Source organism: Bacillus sp. LUNF1 (assembly GCF_011008975.1).
Classification (GTDB): Bacteria; Bacillota; Bacilli; order Bacillales; family Bacillaceae; genus Bacillus; species Bacillus velezensis.
This window is the reverse complement of the sequence record NZ_CP048876.1, coordinates 596,201-612,557: the sequence shown is the minus strand read 5'-3', so window position 1 is coordinate 612,557 and position 16,357 is coordinate 596,201. Positions and strand designations below refer to the sequence as shown.

General features: G+C 43.6%; 13 protein-coding genes and 3 pseudogenes. 9 read left to right on the top strand and 7 right to left on the bottom strand.

Annotated elements, in window-relative coordinates; translation table 11 throughout:
- Positions 1–146 precede the first annotated feature (146 nt).
- The 3 genes and pseudogenes from G4O42_RS03220 to G4O42_RS19885 all read left to right on the top strand — a co-directional run.
- The gene (locus G4O42_RS03220) at positions 147–2,648 is read left to right on the top strand and encodes a tetratricopeptide repeat protein (RefSeq protein WP_032872580.1); all 2,502 of its coding nucleotides are present in this window, start codon (positions 147–149) and stop codon (positions 2,646–2,648) included.
- Positions 2,623–3,102 (top strand): annotated as a pseudogene (locus G4O42_RS03215) (LuxR C-terminal-related transcriptional regulator); the annotation flags it as partial. The gene G4O42_RS03220 and the pseudogene G4O42_RS03215, both read left to right, overlap by 26 nt.
- Before the next feature lie 465 nt (positions 3,103–3,567).
- Positions 3,568–3,645: pseudogene (locus tag G4O42_RS19885) on the top strand (recombinase family protein); the annotation flags it as partial.
- A gap of 94 nt (positions 3,646–3,739) precedes the next feature.
- Here G4O42_RS19885 and G4O42_RS03210 read toward each other — a convergent pair.
- Entirely contained in the window at positions 3,740–5,767 is a 2,028-nt protein-coding gene (locus G4O42_RS03210; RefSeq protein ID WP_032872584.1) for a serine hydrolase domain-containing protein, read from the bottom strand.
- 279 nt (positions 5,768–6,046) lie between these two features.
- On the opposite strand from G4O42_RS03210, the gene G4O42_RS03205 reads away from it, so the two are divergent.
- The 3 genes and pseudogenes from G4O42_RS03205 to G4O42_RS03195 form a co-directional block, all read left to right on the top strand.
- A complete protein-coding gene (locus tag G4O42_RS03205; RefSeq protein WP_032872586.1) occupies positions 6,047–6,637 on the top strand; it encodes a sensor domain-containing protein in 591 nt (196 codons plus the stop codon).
- Positions 6,638–6,641: 4 nt separating this feature from the next.
- Complete coding sequence (locus tag G4O42_RS03200; RefSeq protein ID WP_032872588.1) at positions 6,642–8,432, top strand: helix-turn-helix transcriptional regulator; 1,791 nt, start codon at positions 6,642–6,644, stop codon at positions 8,430–8,432.
- A 177-nt stretch (positions 8,433–8,609) separates the two neighbouring features.
- Positions 8,610–8,808: pseudogene (locus tag G4O42_RS03195) on the top strand (tyrosine-type recombinase/integrase); the annotation flags it as partial.
- Positions 8,809–8,912: 104 nt separating this feature from the next.
- Here the strand turns inward: G4O42_RS03195 and groL are convergent.
- A complete protein-coding gene (gene groL / locus G4O42_RS03190) occupies positions 8,913–10,547 on the bottom strand; it encodes a chaperonin GroEL (protein ID WP_003155941.1) in 1,635 nt (544 codons plus the stop codon).
- Positions 10,548–10,588: 41 nt separating this feature from the next.
- Entirely contained in the window at positions 10,589–10,873 is a 285-nt protein-coding gene (gene groES, locus G4O42_RS03185) for a co-chaperone GroES (RefSeq protein WP_003155970.1), read from the bottom strand.
- A 236-nt stretch (positions 10,874–11,109) separates the two neighbouring features.
- Here groES and G4O42_RS03180 point away from each other — a divergent pair, with 236 nt between their 5' ends.
- Both G4O42_RS03180 and G4O42_RS03175 read left to right on the top strand, forming a co-directional pair.
- Positions 11,110–11,844, top strand: a complete 735-nt coding sequence (locus G4O42_RS03180) for a CPBP family intramembrane glutamic endopeptidase (protein WP_032872592.1) — start codon at positions 11,110–11,112, stop codon at positions 11,842–11,844.
- A complete protein-coding gene (locus G4O42_RS03175; protein ID WP_003155975.1) occupies positions 11,841–12,032 on the top strand; it encodes a YdiK family protein in 192 nt (63 codons plus the stop codon). Before G4O42_RS03180 ends, G4O42_RS03175 begins: the two co-directional genes overlap by 4 nt.
- 37 nt (positions 12,033–12,069) lie before the next feature.
- On the opposite strand, the gene tatC is transcribed toward G4O42_RS03175, so the two are convergent.
- The 4 genes from tatC to moaC are packed head-to-tail and all read right to left on the bottom strand — an operon-like array spanning position 12,070 to position 14,180.
- Positions 12,070–12,828 (bottom strand): twin-arginine translocase subunit TatC, encoded by a 759-nt coding sequence (gene tatC, locus G4O42_RS03170; RefSeq protein WP_007609791.1) that lies wholly within the window; start codon positions 12,826–12,828, stop codon positions 12,070–12,072.
- Positions 12,829–12,834: 6 nt separating this feature from the next.
- On the bottom strand, positions 12,835–13,005 hold the full coding sequence (locus G4O42_RS03165; RefSeq protein ID WP_003155981.1) for a twin-arginine translocase TatA/TatE family subunit: 171 nt from the start codon (positions 13,003–13,005) through the stop codon (positions 12,835–12,837).
- 18 nt (positions 13,006–13,023) lie between these two features.
- Positions 13,024–13,671, bottom strand: a complete 648-nt coding sequence (locus G4O42_RS03160) for a redox-sensing transcriptional repressor Rex (protein WP_003155984.1) — start codon at positions 13,669–13,671, stop codon at positions 13,024–13,026.
- Positions 13,668–14,180 carry a cyclic pyranopterin monophosphate synthase MoaC gene (moaC, locus tag G4O42_RS03155; RefSeq protein ID WP_032872595.1) on the bottom strand — a complete coding sequence of 171 codons (513 nt, stop codon included), beginning with the start codon at positions 14,178–14,180 and terminating at the stop codon, positions 13,668–13,670. The genes G4O42_RS03160 and moaC overlap by 4 nt, the downstream gene beginning before the upstream one ends.
- A gap of 139 nt (positions 14,181–14,319) precedes the next feature.
- Between moaC and G4O42_RS03150 the strand changes: the two genes are divergently transcribed.
- The gene (locus tag G4O42_RS03150) at positions 14,320–16,248 is read left to right on the top strand and encodes an ABC-F family ATP-binding cassette domain-containing protein (RefSeq protein ID WP_032872597.1); all 1,929 of its coding nucleotides are present in this window, start codon (positions 14,320–14,322) and stop codon (positions 16,246–16,248) included.
- Positions 16,249–16,357 lie beyond the last annotated feature (109 nt).

The following is a 16,357-nucleotide window of genomic DNA, read 5'->3' as shown; positions in this document are numbered from 1 at the left end:
CTATTACTGCCCCTATTTTATCTGCTTTTCAAGACGTACAACAGCCTTTCCTGCTGTATAAAAGGACAGCCGCACTGTACTTTTTATTTTTTCATATACAAAAAACACTGAATTGATAAAATAGTACTAATAGGAGGTGCAGGCTAATGGCTGAACTTGAAAACCGGACACAATTTGCAGAACTGCTGGCACCTGCCGTCAAATCGCTGAAACATCATCCTGATTTCAAAATTAAAAGGACAAAGAACGTAAAATCCAGACAGTCTTATATAGAGCAAATCGCACTCCGAATAGGCGTTTCCTCTAACACGATCAAAAGCTGGATCGGACAGATGGGCGCAAACTACATTCCCGGACGAATTGACGACGGAAAGCTGTTCGGGATGATCTGGATTATTATAGAAAAGACTGACATGGATCCTGAATGGCTGACCGGCCTTCTGGAAACCACCACCATTCCCGTCATCAAACCCGCATTGCCCGTTTGGACGGCGTCTTGTCTAAAAAAAGCAAAAATACTCCGGAAAGACGGATCATTCGGAGCGCCGAGTGATGAAGATGTTGAAAAAGCAGTAAAGCGGCTGTTTCATGACAGACAAAGCCACGAAACGAATGCGCTTACAAGAAAGTCCGTCACGCATAACCTACCATCACGCCGGACGGGGAACTTTATCGGACGCGGCTTTGATATGGAAGCGATCCGACAATGGATGCTGTCTCCGTCACCGGTCTGTTTAATCACAGGCTGGGCCGGCATGGGAAAAACAACGATCGCTCTTGAAGCAGCCTACCTTTGTGCCGGCGATTCACCAGATTGGCCGGCATTCAACAGCATCATCTGGATCAGCGCTGACTGGAAAGGATTGAGCTTCAGCGATTTTTTAAACACGATCGCCTATCAGCTCGGACGCACCGAACAAATCGACAAATCAATCAACGAAAAACGGTTCGTCGTCCGCAATGCATTAGCCGCTCATTCAAATGAAACACCGGTATTGCTGATCGTTGACAGCATTGATACAGCGGAACGTGACATTCACGAATTTATCATCGGCCTTCCGCAAGGCGTAAAAGTCCTCCTTACGGCACGGGAAAACGTAAAACAGACATACCGGGACGGCCTCGGGGAACTGGCGGCCATCCAGCTGAGCGGCCTTGAACAAACGGATGCCCTTGAATTTTTCCATCAAGAAGTGCACCGCTGTCTGCAAACATGCAACCTCCCGCATAAACGGGAAAAGCTGGAGCAGCTGTTGCAGCTATCACCTAACCTTAAGAATGAATTCGTCTCGGCAGCTGCCGGCAACCCGAAGGCCATGGCACTGAGCATTGCATACATGTCAGACGACGACATCCCCGCTCCCCAGCTCATACAAGAGCTTAAACAAGCGGGTTACTCATTATTGGAATTGTTTGAGGTTCTCTTTGGCCGCACATGGGACAGATGTCATGAAGACACACGAAAACTATGGCAGACGCTTTGCTTTTTCTCTAAGCCCCCTGACGAAAAAAGCTTGGCTCAAGCGGCCGGATTAGACGCCCGCCGTTTTCATTACGCGATTGAGCAAATGAGGTCATTTGCTTTAATACAGCCGGAACGAAGCGAAGGAAGAATTCAATACGCAGCCCATCAAACCGTTGTCGCTTACGGAGAACAGCACTTATCCGAAAATCATGATTTTGCAAAAGAAGCCCGATGCCGCTGGGCGCATTATTATATGGATTATGCGGAAACCCATATAAAACGGGAACAGCCGAATTCCATCTATTGGAGCTATCTGCTGGGACGGAATTTAGAGCTAATGAAAAAGGAATGGCCGAACATCCTAAAGGTCATCGAATGGTCGAGCGAAACCGGACAACATGACATCCTGATCAAACTCATCACCCGCATCAGCCATTTTCTAAGCAGAATCAACCTGCCCTTACGAATCGAATACGGCCGTAAAGCCGCCGACGCCGCCCATCAATTAGGCAAACACACGCTAGAAGCGTTCTTCCGAATCGACACAGCAGGCTGGGCACTCATGGAAGTCAATGATTTAGACGGGGCACTTCAACAAATTGAAGACGGACTGAAGATTCTGGAACAATCAGACACTGAAGAGCAAGACGTTCACGATCTAAAGGTATGGGGACTCGCACTGCAATCGAGGCTGTTTTTAAAAGCCGGAAGTCATGAAAAAGCAGAAGTGATTTTAATCGATATCAAAGATCAACCGATTTCCCCTGCGATTCAGCACAGAGTTCTATTGGTTCGCGGAGATCTGAGCTTTGTGAAAGGTCATAATGAAGAAGCCATTCAATTATACGAAGCGGCAAATGAGATCAGCTCCATGTATGGGGGCGAAAAAACGATAGAAGCCTATTTCAATTTGGGTATAGCTTACGTGAAGTGTGATCTGTTTGAGAAAGCGGAAGAAGCTTTTGAGCAGATGCTTTATGACAAACATAACGCGAATCAGGTTGAGTTGATTTATTATTATTACGGGATGGCACTCCTGCTGTTCCGTAAAGGCGAGCATACGAAAGCGATGGAATTTAATCAGAAGGCAATTCTTTTGATTGATTCGTGGGAGCCTGCGATTGGGATTCGAGGAGAGGTGGAACAATTGGGTAAGGCGCTTGAAGGAAATGGACGGGCTTGAGGCTTTACTTGAGATGAAACAACGATGGCCTGATATGAAGATTGTGCTCATGACAACGTTTGAGGATACCTTGCAGGCGTCAACTGCATTGGAGAACGGGGCGGAAGGCTACATGCTGAAGTCGATTCATCCGCGGGAGATGAAGGAAGCCTTGAAACTTATTTATAACGGTGGAACCTGGATCGACCAATCGGTCGCTACGCGAGTTTTCGAAGAGATAAAGCGTCAACGCGAGCAGTTGGAGAAGATCGGCTCAAGTAAGGACAGCTACCCGTACGGGCTTACGAAACGAGAAATGGAGATTCTGGAGCATCTGTCAAACGGCCTGCGCTACAAGTCAATCGCCGCAAAGCTATTTTTATCGGAGGAAACGGTCCGCAATTACTGCTCGAAGCTCGACGTCAACAACCGTGAAGAAGCAATAAAAATGGCGCGAACGGAGAATATTGTGTAGGAGCAGGAGAACTTTTTCGATATTTCTCTTGTTTTTTTCAAATGCTTCTTCCCCATAATAATCAAATCGTTTATCAACCTTAACAAGCTAAAGTCACATAATAGTAGTTTGAACCATTATAGAAATTTAAACTGTTTTTCAACAAAAAAAGTGCATTAGTCCTTCTTGGATCAACACACTAGTTAAATTTATAAGCTCCTTATATGTTTTTTTATTTTTAACACGTTTCTTATTAAACCCTTTTTATATGTATCTTAGTCAGAATGTTTAATAGATTAACTACAGGAATGCTATCCTGCCCCGATAGTTCATTACGGAAGTCCAAAATCAAGTATTGATATCGCATCTTTTTTATAAACATCGTGACTTTATTTCAAAGCTACAAAAAGCCCTCCAGTTAATTTGGAGGGCTTAGCATGCGTTTTTTCCATAATCATATACTAAGTCTTTCTGAATTGATTAAACATAGAAGAAACTCATTCAAAATGGAGGAATGGAGAAATAACAGCTGTTATGTTTATGGAAATGTTAGAAGAAAAGTAGCATCTCTCCTATAGGAAATGCTATTTTTCCTCCTATTGTAAGAATGATGGTACTCCCCTTAAATATTTGCTATGATTCATGTTTGGATGAATCCTTACTTCTGCTTAATAGGCAAAGCATGATAACCAAAAGCCAAATCGAGTAAGGCACTCGCTTCTTGACGTAGTAACAGATCCTTCGGACGGAAGGTAAAGGATCCGTCGGCGTGGATGGTAGTATCAGGGTCTACGATTCCTTGTGAGGCAAGTGCTTGAATGGCTTGGACCCCCCAGTCATCCGCAGCATCAAGCAATTTTACTTTAATAGCTTTGTCAGGCTGAATCGGTTTCATGTCATGAATTTGCTTTAAGTTTTGAATCATGGTTGCTGCGACCTGTCGGGTAATCGGAGTAGCACGGTCATACCCTGGAATTCCTTTCATAATTTTTTCCCTTGCCTCCTTGGAGTCGTCTGGAAAACCGTTCCATCCATAAGCAAGTAACAACGTATCCGCAAACTCTCCTTGTGTCATGATGTCCATCGGATTGAATAGATTACCTGTTTTAGCACCCATAATATTTAGAGCATGAAGATTATCAATGTGACTTCTATAGTTACTCTTTTGTGGAACGTCATCAAAAGGTGGTTTGTTGTTAATTCTCTGGGCATCTGCTACAAAATCAAGGCTTTTAGGAGAGTTGTAGTGAAAATATGCGATTTCTCCAGCTGAATTCTTTTTGAAAGCAACTTTGTTGCCTTTCGAATCTTCAAATAACAACGGATGAATCATTTTGAGAACTTGTTTTCCAGTTGTTCCACCCTCCATGACCAAATTCCCATTTTCATAAGTAAAATGAGTGCGAATTGCAGCGAAACGCGTATTTTGGAATAAGCCCAAGTATTTATGAGCTTCTTTTTCCTCTAACGGGAGATAACTTGTTTTTACTTCATTCTTCTTAGCAGGGAAATAGTGATCCATGAGAGTTTCATATATGTCTATACTCATCATTGAATCATTATTGTAAGACATGAAGAATGCTGTTTTTTGTTCAGGCACTAAAATCAGCATTGATTGATGTCCCGGCATGCTTCCCCCTTTTATTACAACGTGTTGACCGTTAGCAAATTCATTAAAAGGCGTTTCAAATCCAATTGTTGCAACAGGAATCGTCTTATCTGCGAAAACTTGGTAGTCATGCATCATATCCATGCTTCTTTTACTTACGATTTCTTTACCTCCAAACTTTCCATTCTGTAGCTGCATAATCATGTACTTTGACATGTCTTCTCCAGTGGACAAAATGCTTCCTTGTGGTGCATCTGTTAGACCATGCCCACTTGTTGGAATAGGATCGCCAGTGGGACCGTAATGTGTAGCCATTCTCTTGAGAAGATCAGGCGTAAAACGTACACTTGTAGACTTCATGCCTAATGGTTTGAAAATATTCTTTTCCATATATCGTGAGAAAGATGAGCCCGTAACATTCTCCACTGCATATCCTGCGAGTGCAAATGCGAAGTTGTCATACGTATAAGCTTCACCGGGCGGCCGTACCACCGTCGGCATATGTTTAGAGAAAAACTCCTTCATCGGGATATCTTGATTAACGTATTCTGGTCCGGTTATTGTAGTGATATCGGGAAAATCCACGCCGCTGGTATAGGTCAGCATATCAAACAGGGTGAGGGGTTTTCCTGTTTTATTGGGTATTTTCAATCCACCGAGATATTGTTGTACATCTTGATCTAGTTTAAGCTTTCCTTTATCGACTTGTTGCATCACGGCCAAGGCAGTAAAAGTTTTCGAGACTGAAGCAATTTGGAAGACCGTTTCCTTATTGACGGGAATCTTCTTTTCTTTATCTGCATAACCGTACCCTTTATTGATGACGACCTTTCCATCATGGACGACGACAAAACTTGAACCGTTTACATTGTACTCCTTCATTTTTTCCTCAAATAACGGATCAGCAAAAGATTCTATTTCTTTTGCATTATTGGGAGCTTTCGTCATTTGGACATCGGGCGTGGATGTCGATGGTTTTGATTCTCCAACTTCTGATGATTGTGGGGAACATGCAGAAATCATGCTAGTAGAAGTGAGAAGAATTGCGAGACTGAGTGTATTGATTGCTTTTTTCATTTTCGGACTCTCCTTTGTTTGACTGAAATTTTCTTGTCAGCACAACGAGTAGTCAGCTCGTCAGTGTATAAACCGAGTGTAGCAATCGGAAAGTCATAGTAGCTAGTGACCTTTCGTCATCTTCATGCATGACATAAAAAATAGAGCGTAGTACGGATAGTTTTATAGTCATGACCTATAAATCATGACACTTTGACACTACCGTATGTGACAGGCGAAAAGTTAGAATCGAAGAGCGGCTCATAACGTATTAGTAAAGAAAAAGGAGGAGAAACTCTAATGTCGAAAGAAGCAGCTCAAAAAAGTTTGCAAGATTTCTACTTTTTTTTGTTTACCTTCGGATCTGGATTGTTTTACTTTTGCTTCTATTTGGCCAGCATTACATTTGCACTCGTGATGACAGTTATCTTCGTAGGTATTCCCTTGTTAGCGAGTGTGTTGCGGACAACTCACACGTTTGTCCAGTATGAACGTATTCAGACGAAGGTTTATACGGATATATCGATAGAGCCAATCCTACCAAGGACAAAAAGTGGAGGGGATAAATGGATTGAAGCGAAAGAAGCAATTCTTAATAGTAACAATTGGAGGGCTATTTTTTGGCTCATGCAGAAGTTTCTTATTGGGGTAATTAGCCTCTTATGTGCCGTTATATTGTATGTAGCTCCGCTTGTATTTATCGTTACACCGTTACTTTTTCAATATCTTGATGTATATTTATTAGGAATAACTGTGAATTCATGGAAGGAATCTATATGTGTCATGATCGCTGGGGGTATTCTCTCCTGGATACGTACTTGTATTGGAAACAGTTTAGTTCAAATGATTGGAAAGTACACGATTTCCATGTTCAAAGCTATTAAGGGGTGATAATTTGTTTGGGATTTTGAAACAATGGTTTTGGTATGACTGGGTATTACTTTGTATACGTTTTGTCATCTGGCTCTCAATGATGTTAACTACTATCCAACATCAAGACCATTTGACTGTGCCACTTTGGATCATCATTCTTTGGGAAGTAGCCTCATTTTCAGTACCTTGGATTTGTTTAATGTTCAGTTATCGCTATTATCTGTTTACTGAGATAATTTTGTTTGGTGGAGTTTGCTTCTACTTAATCTTATTATTTCCAGCGGCTTATCTTGCTTTTTTAATGCCGACTTTCATGATCGCGGCAAATAGTGCCCATAAATCATACCGTTGGTCGGGTTCTATCACAATTGTTTTGTTTCCGTTTCTCATTGCAATATTTTCCCGTGAAATAGATGTATGGGTGATTATCCTACAAATGGGTCTGGCTTTTGCAATGGGATTTTCCTTTCGCTTACTCGTTGTTAATTACCGTAACAATGAAATTATTCGTAACCAGAAGCGTGTATTGGAACAGTATTTATCCCAGATTGAACGAATTACTTTGCTAGAGGAGCGTGATAGACTCTCAAAAGATTTGCACGATACGATGGGACATTCCTATACCTCAATCATTATGGGGATGGAAACATTACGTACGGAATTAAAGACAAAAGATGGGGAACAAAAGCTTGACTCATTATTGAAATTGGCCCGTAACAGTATGGCAGAAGTGAGAACGTATTTACATCAAATGGATTCACAACAGGAAGCACTTCCGCTAATTGTTACCTTGAAACAATTAGCGGAAGAGTTTCAGAAACATGCAAAAGTAAATGTACGCACTCGAATAATAGGGGAAGAGTACACGGTCCCCAAACAAGTGAAAATGACACTGTATCGGAGCTTGCAGGAAGCACTGACTAATGCTGTGCGACACGGACAATCCACCGAAATCATTGTGTCACTGCATTTTGAGCCGCAACAGACGAGATTGGATGTGCAAGATAATGGCTGCGGAGTGGAGGAATGGAAAGATGGCTTCGGGTTAACTGCGATGAAAGAACGTACGGCACAATTACAAGGTAGAGTCACTATATACTCCGAAAAAGGCGAGGGGACGCTCATCTCATGTGCGTTACCTAGGTTGGAACAATTATCCAATGAACGAATCCGCTTGTGTATCGTCGATGATCATTCGTTTATTCGAGAAAGTCTCTATACAATCTTGGATGAACAGAAGGACTTGCAGGTAGTGGGCATGGCTGAAGATGGAGAGCAAGCTGTAGAATTGTGTGGAAGGCTGAATCCAGATTTGGTATTAATGGATTTGGAGATGCCCAATCAGGATGGGATTCGTACCACCAAAATAATCAAGGGGAAGTGGCCTGACATTCGTGTCCTCATCCTGTCAACGTTTCAGGATATAGAAAGGGCGAAGGAAATCATACGAAGCGGCGCTGACGGCTATCTGCTAAAATCCATAGAGTCACGTGAACTAGCTGAATCGATTCGCCTCGTCTATCGGGGAGCCACTATGATTGACCAAGATTTGTTCCATAGAATGTGGGATGGAAATGATGAGGCAGAGCCAGCCGGATTGAAGTTAGATGGAAAAGAGTATGGCTTAACGAAACGCGAACTAGAGGTTTTGAATCTTTTGTCTCAAGGAATTCGTTATAAAACAATTGCTTCGGAACTTTACTTATCAAACGGCACTGTAAGAAATTACGCTTCCACTCTCTATGATAAATTGGGAGTCAAAAATCGAGAAGAAGCCGTGCAAAAGGCAAGAGATACAGGATTACTTTCATAAGAGGGATTACTTTCATCTGCTAGGGGTGTGTGAACGTTCAAGGTTTCAGGGGACCACATGTCAAAAATATGTGTTATAGGCGATTTTACAGCTTCTATAAATAATGTTTTGTTTTTGTTATAAGTTTTTAAGTAATTCATGTTTAATTTTCAATGAATCATATAAAGATATAAAGACAAGCATATTACACCCCATAGCTTTAGACATACTCATACATCCCCTTCTCATTGAAGCTGGTGCAGGCGTAAAGGAGATTCAAGAAAGATTAGGGCATTCAGACATCAACACGACGATGAATATTTACGCTCATATGACAAAAAATATCGAAGAAAAGACCTCCCATAAGTTCAGTGAACTTACGAAAGGTCTTCTCTAATTGGTGAAGTAAATTTGTTTCAAAAACTGAAAGTTAGCAAAAAGTTAGCATTTCACTAATCTCCACCTTCCAAACCCCTATATATCAAGGGTTCTAGGCGATGATTACATCATTCCGCCCATACCGCCCATGCCGCCCATGTCAGGCATTCCTGCGCCGCCGGCGTTTTCTTCCGGTTTGTCAGCGACAACGGCTTCAGTTGTTAAGAGCATTGCTGCTACAGAAGCTGCGTTTTGCAGAGCAGAACGTGTAACTTTTGTCGGGTCAACGATACCTTTTTCGATCATGTTTACCCATTCGCCGGTTGCAGCGTTGAAGCCTACGCCGATTTTTTCGTTTTTCAGGCGCTCAACGATGACAGATCCTTCAAGGCCTGCATTGTGCGCGATTTGACGGATCGGCTCTTCAAGCGCGCGAAGCACAATGTTGATACCTGTTTGCGCATCGCCTTCAGCTTCCACTGCAGCGACTTTGTTGTATACGTTGACAAGCGCTGTACCACCGCCGGATACGATGCCTTCTTCAACAGCTGCGCGAGTTGAGTTGAGGGCGTCTTCGATGCGAAGTTTACGCTCTTTCAGCTCAGTTTCAGTCGCAGCGCCGACTTTGATGACAGCTACGCCGCCGGCAAGTTTCGCAAGACGCTCTTGTAATTTTTCTCTGTCGAATTCAGAAGTTGTTTCTTCCACTTGAGCGCGGATTTGGTTGACGCGTGCAGCAATTTTTTCAGTGTCGCCGGCGCCTTCTACGATTGTTGTGTTTTCTTTCGTTACCACAACTTTAGAAGCGCGTCCCAATTGTCCGATTTCAGTAGATTTCAGGTCAAGGCCTAAGTCTTCTGTGATCACTTCTCCGCCTGTAAGAACAGAGATGTCTTCAAGCATTGCTTTACGGCGGTCACCGAAGCCAGGAGCTTTAACGGCAACAGCGTTGAATGTGCCGCGAAGTTTGTTGACAACGAGTGTAGCAAGAGCTTCCCCTTCAACATCTTCAGCGATCAGAAGCAATGGTTTGCCTTGCTGTACAACTTGCTCAAGCACAGGAAGGATTTCTTGAATGTTTGTGATTTTTTTGTCTGTGATTAAGATGTAAGGATTGTCAAGAACCGCTTCCATCTTATCAGAGTCAGTCACCATGTAAGGAGACGCATATCCGCGGTCGAATTGCATACCTTCAACAACTTCAAGCTCAGTTGTGAAACCTTTAGACTCTTCGATTGTGATGACGCCGTCGTTTCCTACGCGCTCCATTGCTTCAGCGATAAGGCTTCCGACTTCCTCATCAGCAGCAGAGATCGCAGCAACCTGAGCGATAGACTCTTTGCCTTCGATCGGCTTAGAAATTTCTTTTAAGTTTTCGATTGCAACGGTTACAGCTTGTTCCATACCTTTACGCACGCCGACAGGGTTAGCCCCCGCAGTTACGTTTTTAAGGCCTTCGCGGATCATAGCCTGCGCAAGTACAGTCGCAGTCGTCGTACCGTCACCGGCAACGTCGTTTGTTTTGCTGGCTACTTCAGCTACAAGCTTCGCACCCATGTTTTCAAACGCATCTTCAAGTTCAATTTCTTTTGCGATTGTCACACCGTCATTTGTAATTAACGGAGAACCGAATTTTTTCTCCAGAACCACGTTGCGTCCTTTTGGCCCTAAAGTTACTTTTACAGCGTCAGCAAGCGCATCGACACCGCGAAGCATAGCGCGGCGTGCTTCTTCACTAAACTTAATATCTTTTGCCATGTTAACGAAACCTCCTCGAATTTTTAAAAATATTTATTTGCTTAGCCGATTACAGCTAAAATGTCGCTTTCACGTAAGATTAAGTATTCAGTACCTTCGTATTTCACTTCAGTACCAGCGTATTTTGAGAAGATAATGCGGTCGCCCTCTTTTACTTCTAAAGCAACGCGCTCTCCGCTTTCCAACACGCGACCTGAACCGGCTGCCACGATTTTGCCTTCTTGCGGCTTTTCTTTTGCAGAATCCGGTAATACGATTCCGCTGGCAGTTTTTTCTTCAGATTCTACGAGTTCAATGACAACGCGATCACCTAATGGCTTTAACAATGTAATAACCTCCTCAATAGTATGAATATGTAATTTTAGCACTCAGCTCTAAAGAGTGCTAACACAGTTATTATAATAAAGAATCTCACTTCCAATTTCAAGTCATAAGAATAAAAAATTTTCACGCTTACATGTTTCTCTCTCGCACTGATTTTCTCCTTTTTTCACGTCAAGTTCACTTGTGTTACAATAAGAACAAATAAGTTGATTTTATAGGATAAAGGAGTACATATCATTTGAGAAAACAGTATTGGTATATCATTTTGACATATGTTATCATGCAGCTTTCCGCATTGATCGGCATTCCTTTAATGTACAAATTCGGCTATGCGGGCGGGCACCCTACGAATGAGAATCTCACCATGGCTCAGGGGATTTATTCCGTCGTAAGCTTTTTTATCTGCCTGATTATCGTTCTCTTGATTTTGAGAACCGTGCCGAAGCAGACATTAAGAAACGGGAAGAAAGCATCCGCCGGCATGTCAGTTCTCTGGGCGGTCGCGGGAATATGGCTCGCTTTATTTTCTCAGGGAATCGCCGGGATGATTGAGCAGTATGTCTTTCATGTGGGCAGCGGTTCTGAAAACACGAAAGCCATTCTCAACATTATTAAAGCCATGCCGCTCATGATTATCGTTTCTTCAATCGTCGGGCCGATTCTTGAAGAAATCATTTTCCGGAAGATCATCTTCGGTGTATTATGTGAAAAAACGAATTTCTTTATCGCCGGACTGATCAGTTCCGTCATTTTCGGCATTGTGCATCAAGACCTCACGCACCTGCTGCTGTATACGGCCATGGGCTTTACCTTTGCGTTCTTGTATGTGCAGACGAAACGGATTATTGTGCCGATATTCGCCCATGTCATGATGAATACCATTGTCGTGGTCATGCAGCTCGGCCCCGCCCAAAAATATATTGAACAGCATAGTGAGCAAATGCAATTAATTATTGGAGGATTGTTTGTATGAGGAACCCAATGACTTGGGGCTTGATTTATTTCGCAGTCGGCTGTATCTTTACGTATTTGGCCGCAAGCTCTCCGGGAAGCATGTGGTCTTTTTATTCCATACTGCTGATGGTTTTCGCCGCTTATAATATCAGCATCTCGTTTAAAATGTTCGCCTTCTCATTTAAAGTGAAAAAAAATCAAAAATAAAAGAAAAGCCATTTCTCATCATTGAGAAATGGCTTTTTTATGCTGATACGTCCTGGTCAGATTCACTGCCGGTCTGCCTTTTCCGATACGCCGCTTTTGAAATCAGGATACTGATCTCGTATAAAATGCAAAGCGGAATGGTAATCATCAAGTGAGACAGCAGCTCAGGCGGCGCAATCATCGCGGCGATCACAAGCAGCACAAAATATGCGTACTTCCTGATCTTCGATAAAAACCTAGGCGTGATAACACCGAGTCTCGTTAAAAACATGATCAGCACCGGCATCTGAAACAGCAGTCCGAACGGAATCGTCAGCTGCAGCAGAAAATGAAAGTACTCAGTGATCCCAATCACCTGGTTGACATCGAGGTCATTCGAGACCCGCTTCATAAAATCAACGACCAGCGGAAATAAAATATAATAAGAAAACGACACACCGCCGACAAACAGCACGATCGAAATCGGAATATAGCTGAGTGTTACTTTGCGCTCCTTCTCATACAGACCCGGGCTGACAAACGCCCAAATCTGATAGAGAATAATCGGCGAAGTCAAAATGATGCCGATGATAAACGCGAACTGCAAAAAGATAAACAGCGGATCCGTCAGGTTAAAAGCATTAAGGGTGAGCTCTTTTACTTCATCGGCTTTTTGAAGATACACAATGATAGGTTTTGCCAGAAAAAAGCCGGCAATAAAGAAAACCGTAAAGGATAACGCCACAATCAGCAATCGTTTCCGAAGTTCGGCAATATGCTCCACAAGCGTCATTTGATTCACTCTCATACGCGTCATCCTATCTTACTGTTCTTCTTTCTTTTTTTCCTCTTCTTCACCGGCTAATCCCTTAGTAGCGTTCTTAAATTCACGAAGCGTGTCCCCCGCCGCTTTTCCTAATTCGGGAAGCTTCTTCGGACCGAAAATAATCACCGCCACCACACCGATAACCGCCAGGCTTCCAGGACCAATCATGTGCAGCTCCTCCTTTCGCTATTCAATTTCTTCCAAAACAGAATAATGCTTTAAGAAATAAACCAATGATTGAAGCTCTACAGCTAAATCTATATGATGAATTCGAATGTGATCCGGCACATTCAAACGGGCCGGCGTAAAGTTAAGGATTCCCTTGATTCCGAGCGACACGAGCCGGTCGGTGATTGACTGGGCGGCAACCGCCGGAACGGTAAGAATCGCCACGGGTTCATCCTTAATGTGAAGCTCTAAATCATTAAGATCAAAGACAGGCACACCGCCTACCTCAGTTCCTATTTTACTCTGATTCACATCAAAAGCCATAGATATTTTTGTGTTATTATTTTTTGTGAAATTATAGTGAAGAAACGCCGTCCCTAAATTCCCGACACCGATCAAAATGACGTTCGTCGTTTCATCCTGATCCAGTGTTTTTCTGAAAAATGACAGCAGGTAATCCACATTATAGCCGTATCCTTTTTTGCCGAGCGCCCCGAAATAGGAAAAATCCCGGCGGATCGTGGCCGAATCGACTTTTACCGCGTCGCTCAGTTCAGCTGATGAAACGCGCTGCTTTCCTGACGCGTGTAAATTCTTTAAAAAGCGATAATAAAGCGGCAGCCGTTTTGCCGTCGCCTGTGGAATTTTTGATTGATCCTTGTTCATGATTGGTCCTCCACTTTATACTCAGATGCATCTCTTTTAAAATCACCGTTTTTCCCTCCTGTTTTTTCCAAGAGGCAGGTCGGGCCGATGACCATTCCTTTATCCAGCGCCTTGCACATGTCATAAACGGTCAAAGCGCAGACTGAAGCGGAAGTTAGCGCTTCCATTTCCACACCTGTACTCCCTTTCGTTTTTACGCTTGCCTGTATATGAAGAACGGCTTCGGAATTCTTTTCCTCCCAGCCGAATGAAATGTCAACGCTGCTTAAAGAAAGCGGGTGGCACATCGGGATAATCGCTGACGTCTGCTTTGCGGCCATAATTCCTGCCACCTGTGCGACAGCCAGCACGTCTCCTTTTCCGATCTCGCGGTTTTTGATTCTGCTGTACACGTCATGCTTCATGTGTACGCTGGATATCGCAGCGGCAGTACGGACTGTTGAAGATTTATCGCTTATATCCACCATGCGGGCATGGCCTTCTTCATTAAAATGAGAAAATCCATTCATATTTAAACTCTCCTTACTTCTGATCATACACTATTTTCTCCCTGATGTCTTATCCTATAATGTTCCAATTCTGATGTATTGTTTGCTGACAGCAGGTTGATAAGCTACACTTAACTTATTATAACAGAGGTGAAATAATATGATGATCTTACAAATTAATCAGCTATCCAAATCTTTTGGCGCTGATCCTATTTTAAACAATATAAAGCTCGAAGTCAGATCTCGGGATCGCATCGCCATAGTAGGCAGAAACGGAGCCGGCAAATCAACTCTCCTTAAAATTATCGCAGGTCACCTTTCATATGAAAAGGGTGAATTAATCAAACCGAAAGAATTAACGATGGGATATCTTGCCCAGCACACAGGCTTGGAATCCCAGCTTACCATAAAAGAAGAACTGCTGAGCGTTTTTGATTTCCTGAAAGCAATGGAAAAAGAGATGCGCTCTATTGAAGAAAAGATGGCCACAGCCGCCCCCGCGGAGCTTGAGACGCTGATGAAAACCTATGACAGGCTTCAGCAGGATTTCAAGGATAAAGGCGGCTATCAATATGAAGCGGACGTCCGATCTATCCTTCACGGCCTCGGCTTCGGAAAATTTGACGATTCCGTGAAAGTGCAAAGCCTGAGCGGCGGTCAGAAAACAAGGCTTGCGCTCGGAAAGCTGCTGCTGACCCAGCCTGATCTGCTTGTTCTGGATGAACCGACGAACCATCTCGACATCGACACGCTTACATGGCTTGAGCATTATTTACAGGGATATTCAGGCGCAATCCTGATCGTTTCCCACGACCGATACTTTCTTGATAAAGTCGTCAGCCAAGTGTACGAGGTCTCACGGACAGAAAGCAAAAAATACCTCGGCAACTACAGCGCCTATTTAGAACAAAAAGCTGAGCAGTATGAGAAAGACCTGAAGCTGTATGAAAAACAGCAGGACGAAATCGCCAAGCTTCAAGATTTTGTCGACCGCAATCTGGCCAGAGCTTCTACAACGAAAAGAGCCCAAAGCAGACGAAAACAGCTTGAACGGATGGACGTCATGGCAAAGCCGCTCGGGGATGAAAAATCAGCCGCCTTCCGTTTTGACATTACAAAACAGAGCGGAAACAACGTCCTGCGCGTACAGGATGTTTCCATCAGCTATGACGGCCAGCCTCCGCTCTTGAAAAACCTGACCTTCGGCATCACAAGAGGCGAAAGCGCCGCCCTCGTCGGACCGAACGGAATCGGCAAATCAACCTTGCTGAAAACCATTATGAATACAATCAGTCCGGAATCCGGATCGATCACGTACGGTTCCAATGTCACAATCGGATATTATGATCAGGAGCAGGCTGAACTGACCTCGTCCAAACGCGTGCTGGACGAGCTGTGGGATGAATATCCGGACATGCCGGAAAAAGAGATCAGGACATGCCTCGGCAACTTCCTGTTCAGCGGAGACGATGTCCTGAAACCGGTCCGCTCGTTAAGCGGCGGGGAGAAAGCAAGAGTCGCGCTTGCCAAGCTGATGCTTCAAAAAGCAAACTTTCTCATCCTTGATGAACCGACAAACCATCTTGACCTGGACAGTAAAGAAGTGCTGGAAAACGCCCTGATCGACTACCCGGGAACACTGTTATTTGTATCGCATGACCGCTACTTTATTAACAGGATCGCCACAAGAGTGCTGGAGCTGTCACCTGATCATGCAGAAGAATATTTGGGAGACTATGACTATTACACCGAGAAAAAAGCCCAGCAGCTGGAACTGGAAGAAATGAAGCGGCAGGAAAAGGAGCAGGCTCAGCCTGCCGGCAAGGTCAAACAGGATACGAAAAGAACTTACGAGGAAGAAAAAGAATGGAAGAAGAAAGAACGGCAGCGCCTGAGACGCATTGAAGAAATCGAAGCAGCCGTCTCATCCGCCGAAGAGAAAATCAGCGCCAATGAGGAGCTGCTGTGCGATCCTGACGTGTATCAGGATCATGAAAAAGTACAGACCATTCACGCGGAGAATGAAGCTCTGAATCAAGAGCTCGAAAGCTTATTAGCAGAATGGGAGGAACTCTCCTCAGAAGAATAGAAAAAGTCAAGCACCTCTTTAAGGGGTGCTTTTTTATCCACAGCTATCCTCCTTGTCAGCCATGTAAGTAAGCGTTTTATACACACTATCCACAAAATTTTCTGACTTT

What these genes read in the sequence shown, in the direction of transcription:
- G4O42_RS03220 (WP_032872580.1), top strand. Translation starts at nt 147, where the DNA reads ATGGCTGAACTTGAAAACCGGACACAATTTGCAGAACTGCTGGCACCT.
- G4O42_RS03210 (WP_032872584.1), bottom strand. Translation starts at nt 5,767, where the DNA reads ATGAAAAAAGCAATCAATACACTCAGTCTCGCAATTCTTCTCACTTCT.
- G4O42_RS03205 (WP_032872586.1), top strand. Translation starts at nt 6,047, where the DNA reads ATGTCGAAAGAAGCAGCTCAAAAAAGTTTGCAAGATTTCTACTTTTTT.
- groL (WP_003155941.1), bottom strand. Translation starts at nt 10,547, where the DNA reads ATGGCAAAAGATATTAAGTTTAGTGAAGAAGCACGCCGCGCTATGCTT.
- G4O42_RS03175 (WP_003155975.1), top strand. Translation starts at nt 11,841, where the DNA reads ATGAGGAACCCAATGACTTGGGGCTTGATTTATTTCGCAGTCGGCTGT.
- tatC (WP_007609791.1), bottom strand. Translation starts at nt 12,828, where the DNA reads ATGACGCGTATGAGAGTGAATCAAATGACGCTTGTGGAGCATATTGCC.
- G4O42_RS03165 (WP_003155981.1), bottom strand. Translation starts at nt 13,005, where the DNA reads ATGATTGGTCCTGGAAGCCTGGCGGTTATCGGTGTGGTGGCGGTGATT.
- G4O42_RS03160 (WP_003155984.1), bottom strand. Translation starts at nt 13,671, where the DNA reads ATGAACAAGGATCAATCAAAAATTCCACAGGCGACGGCAAAACGGCTG.
- moaC (WP_032872595.1), bottom strand. Translation starts at nt 14,180, where the DNA reads ATGAATGGATTTTCTCATTTTAATGAAGAAGGCCATGCCCGCATGGTG.
- G4O42_RS03150 (WP_032872597.1), top strand. Translation starts at nt 14,320, where the DNA reads ATGATGATCTTACAAATTAATCAGCTATCCAAATCTTTTGGCGCTGAT.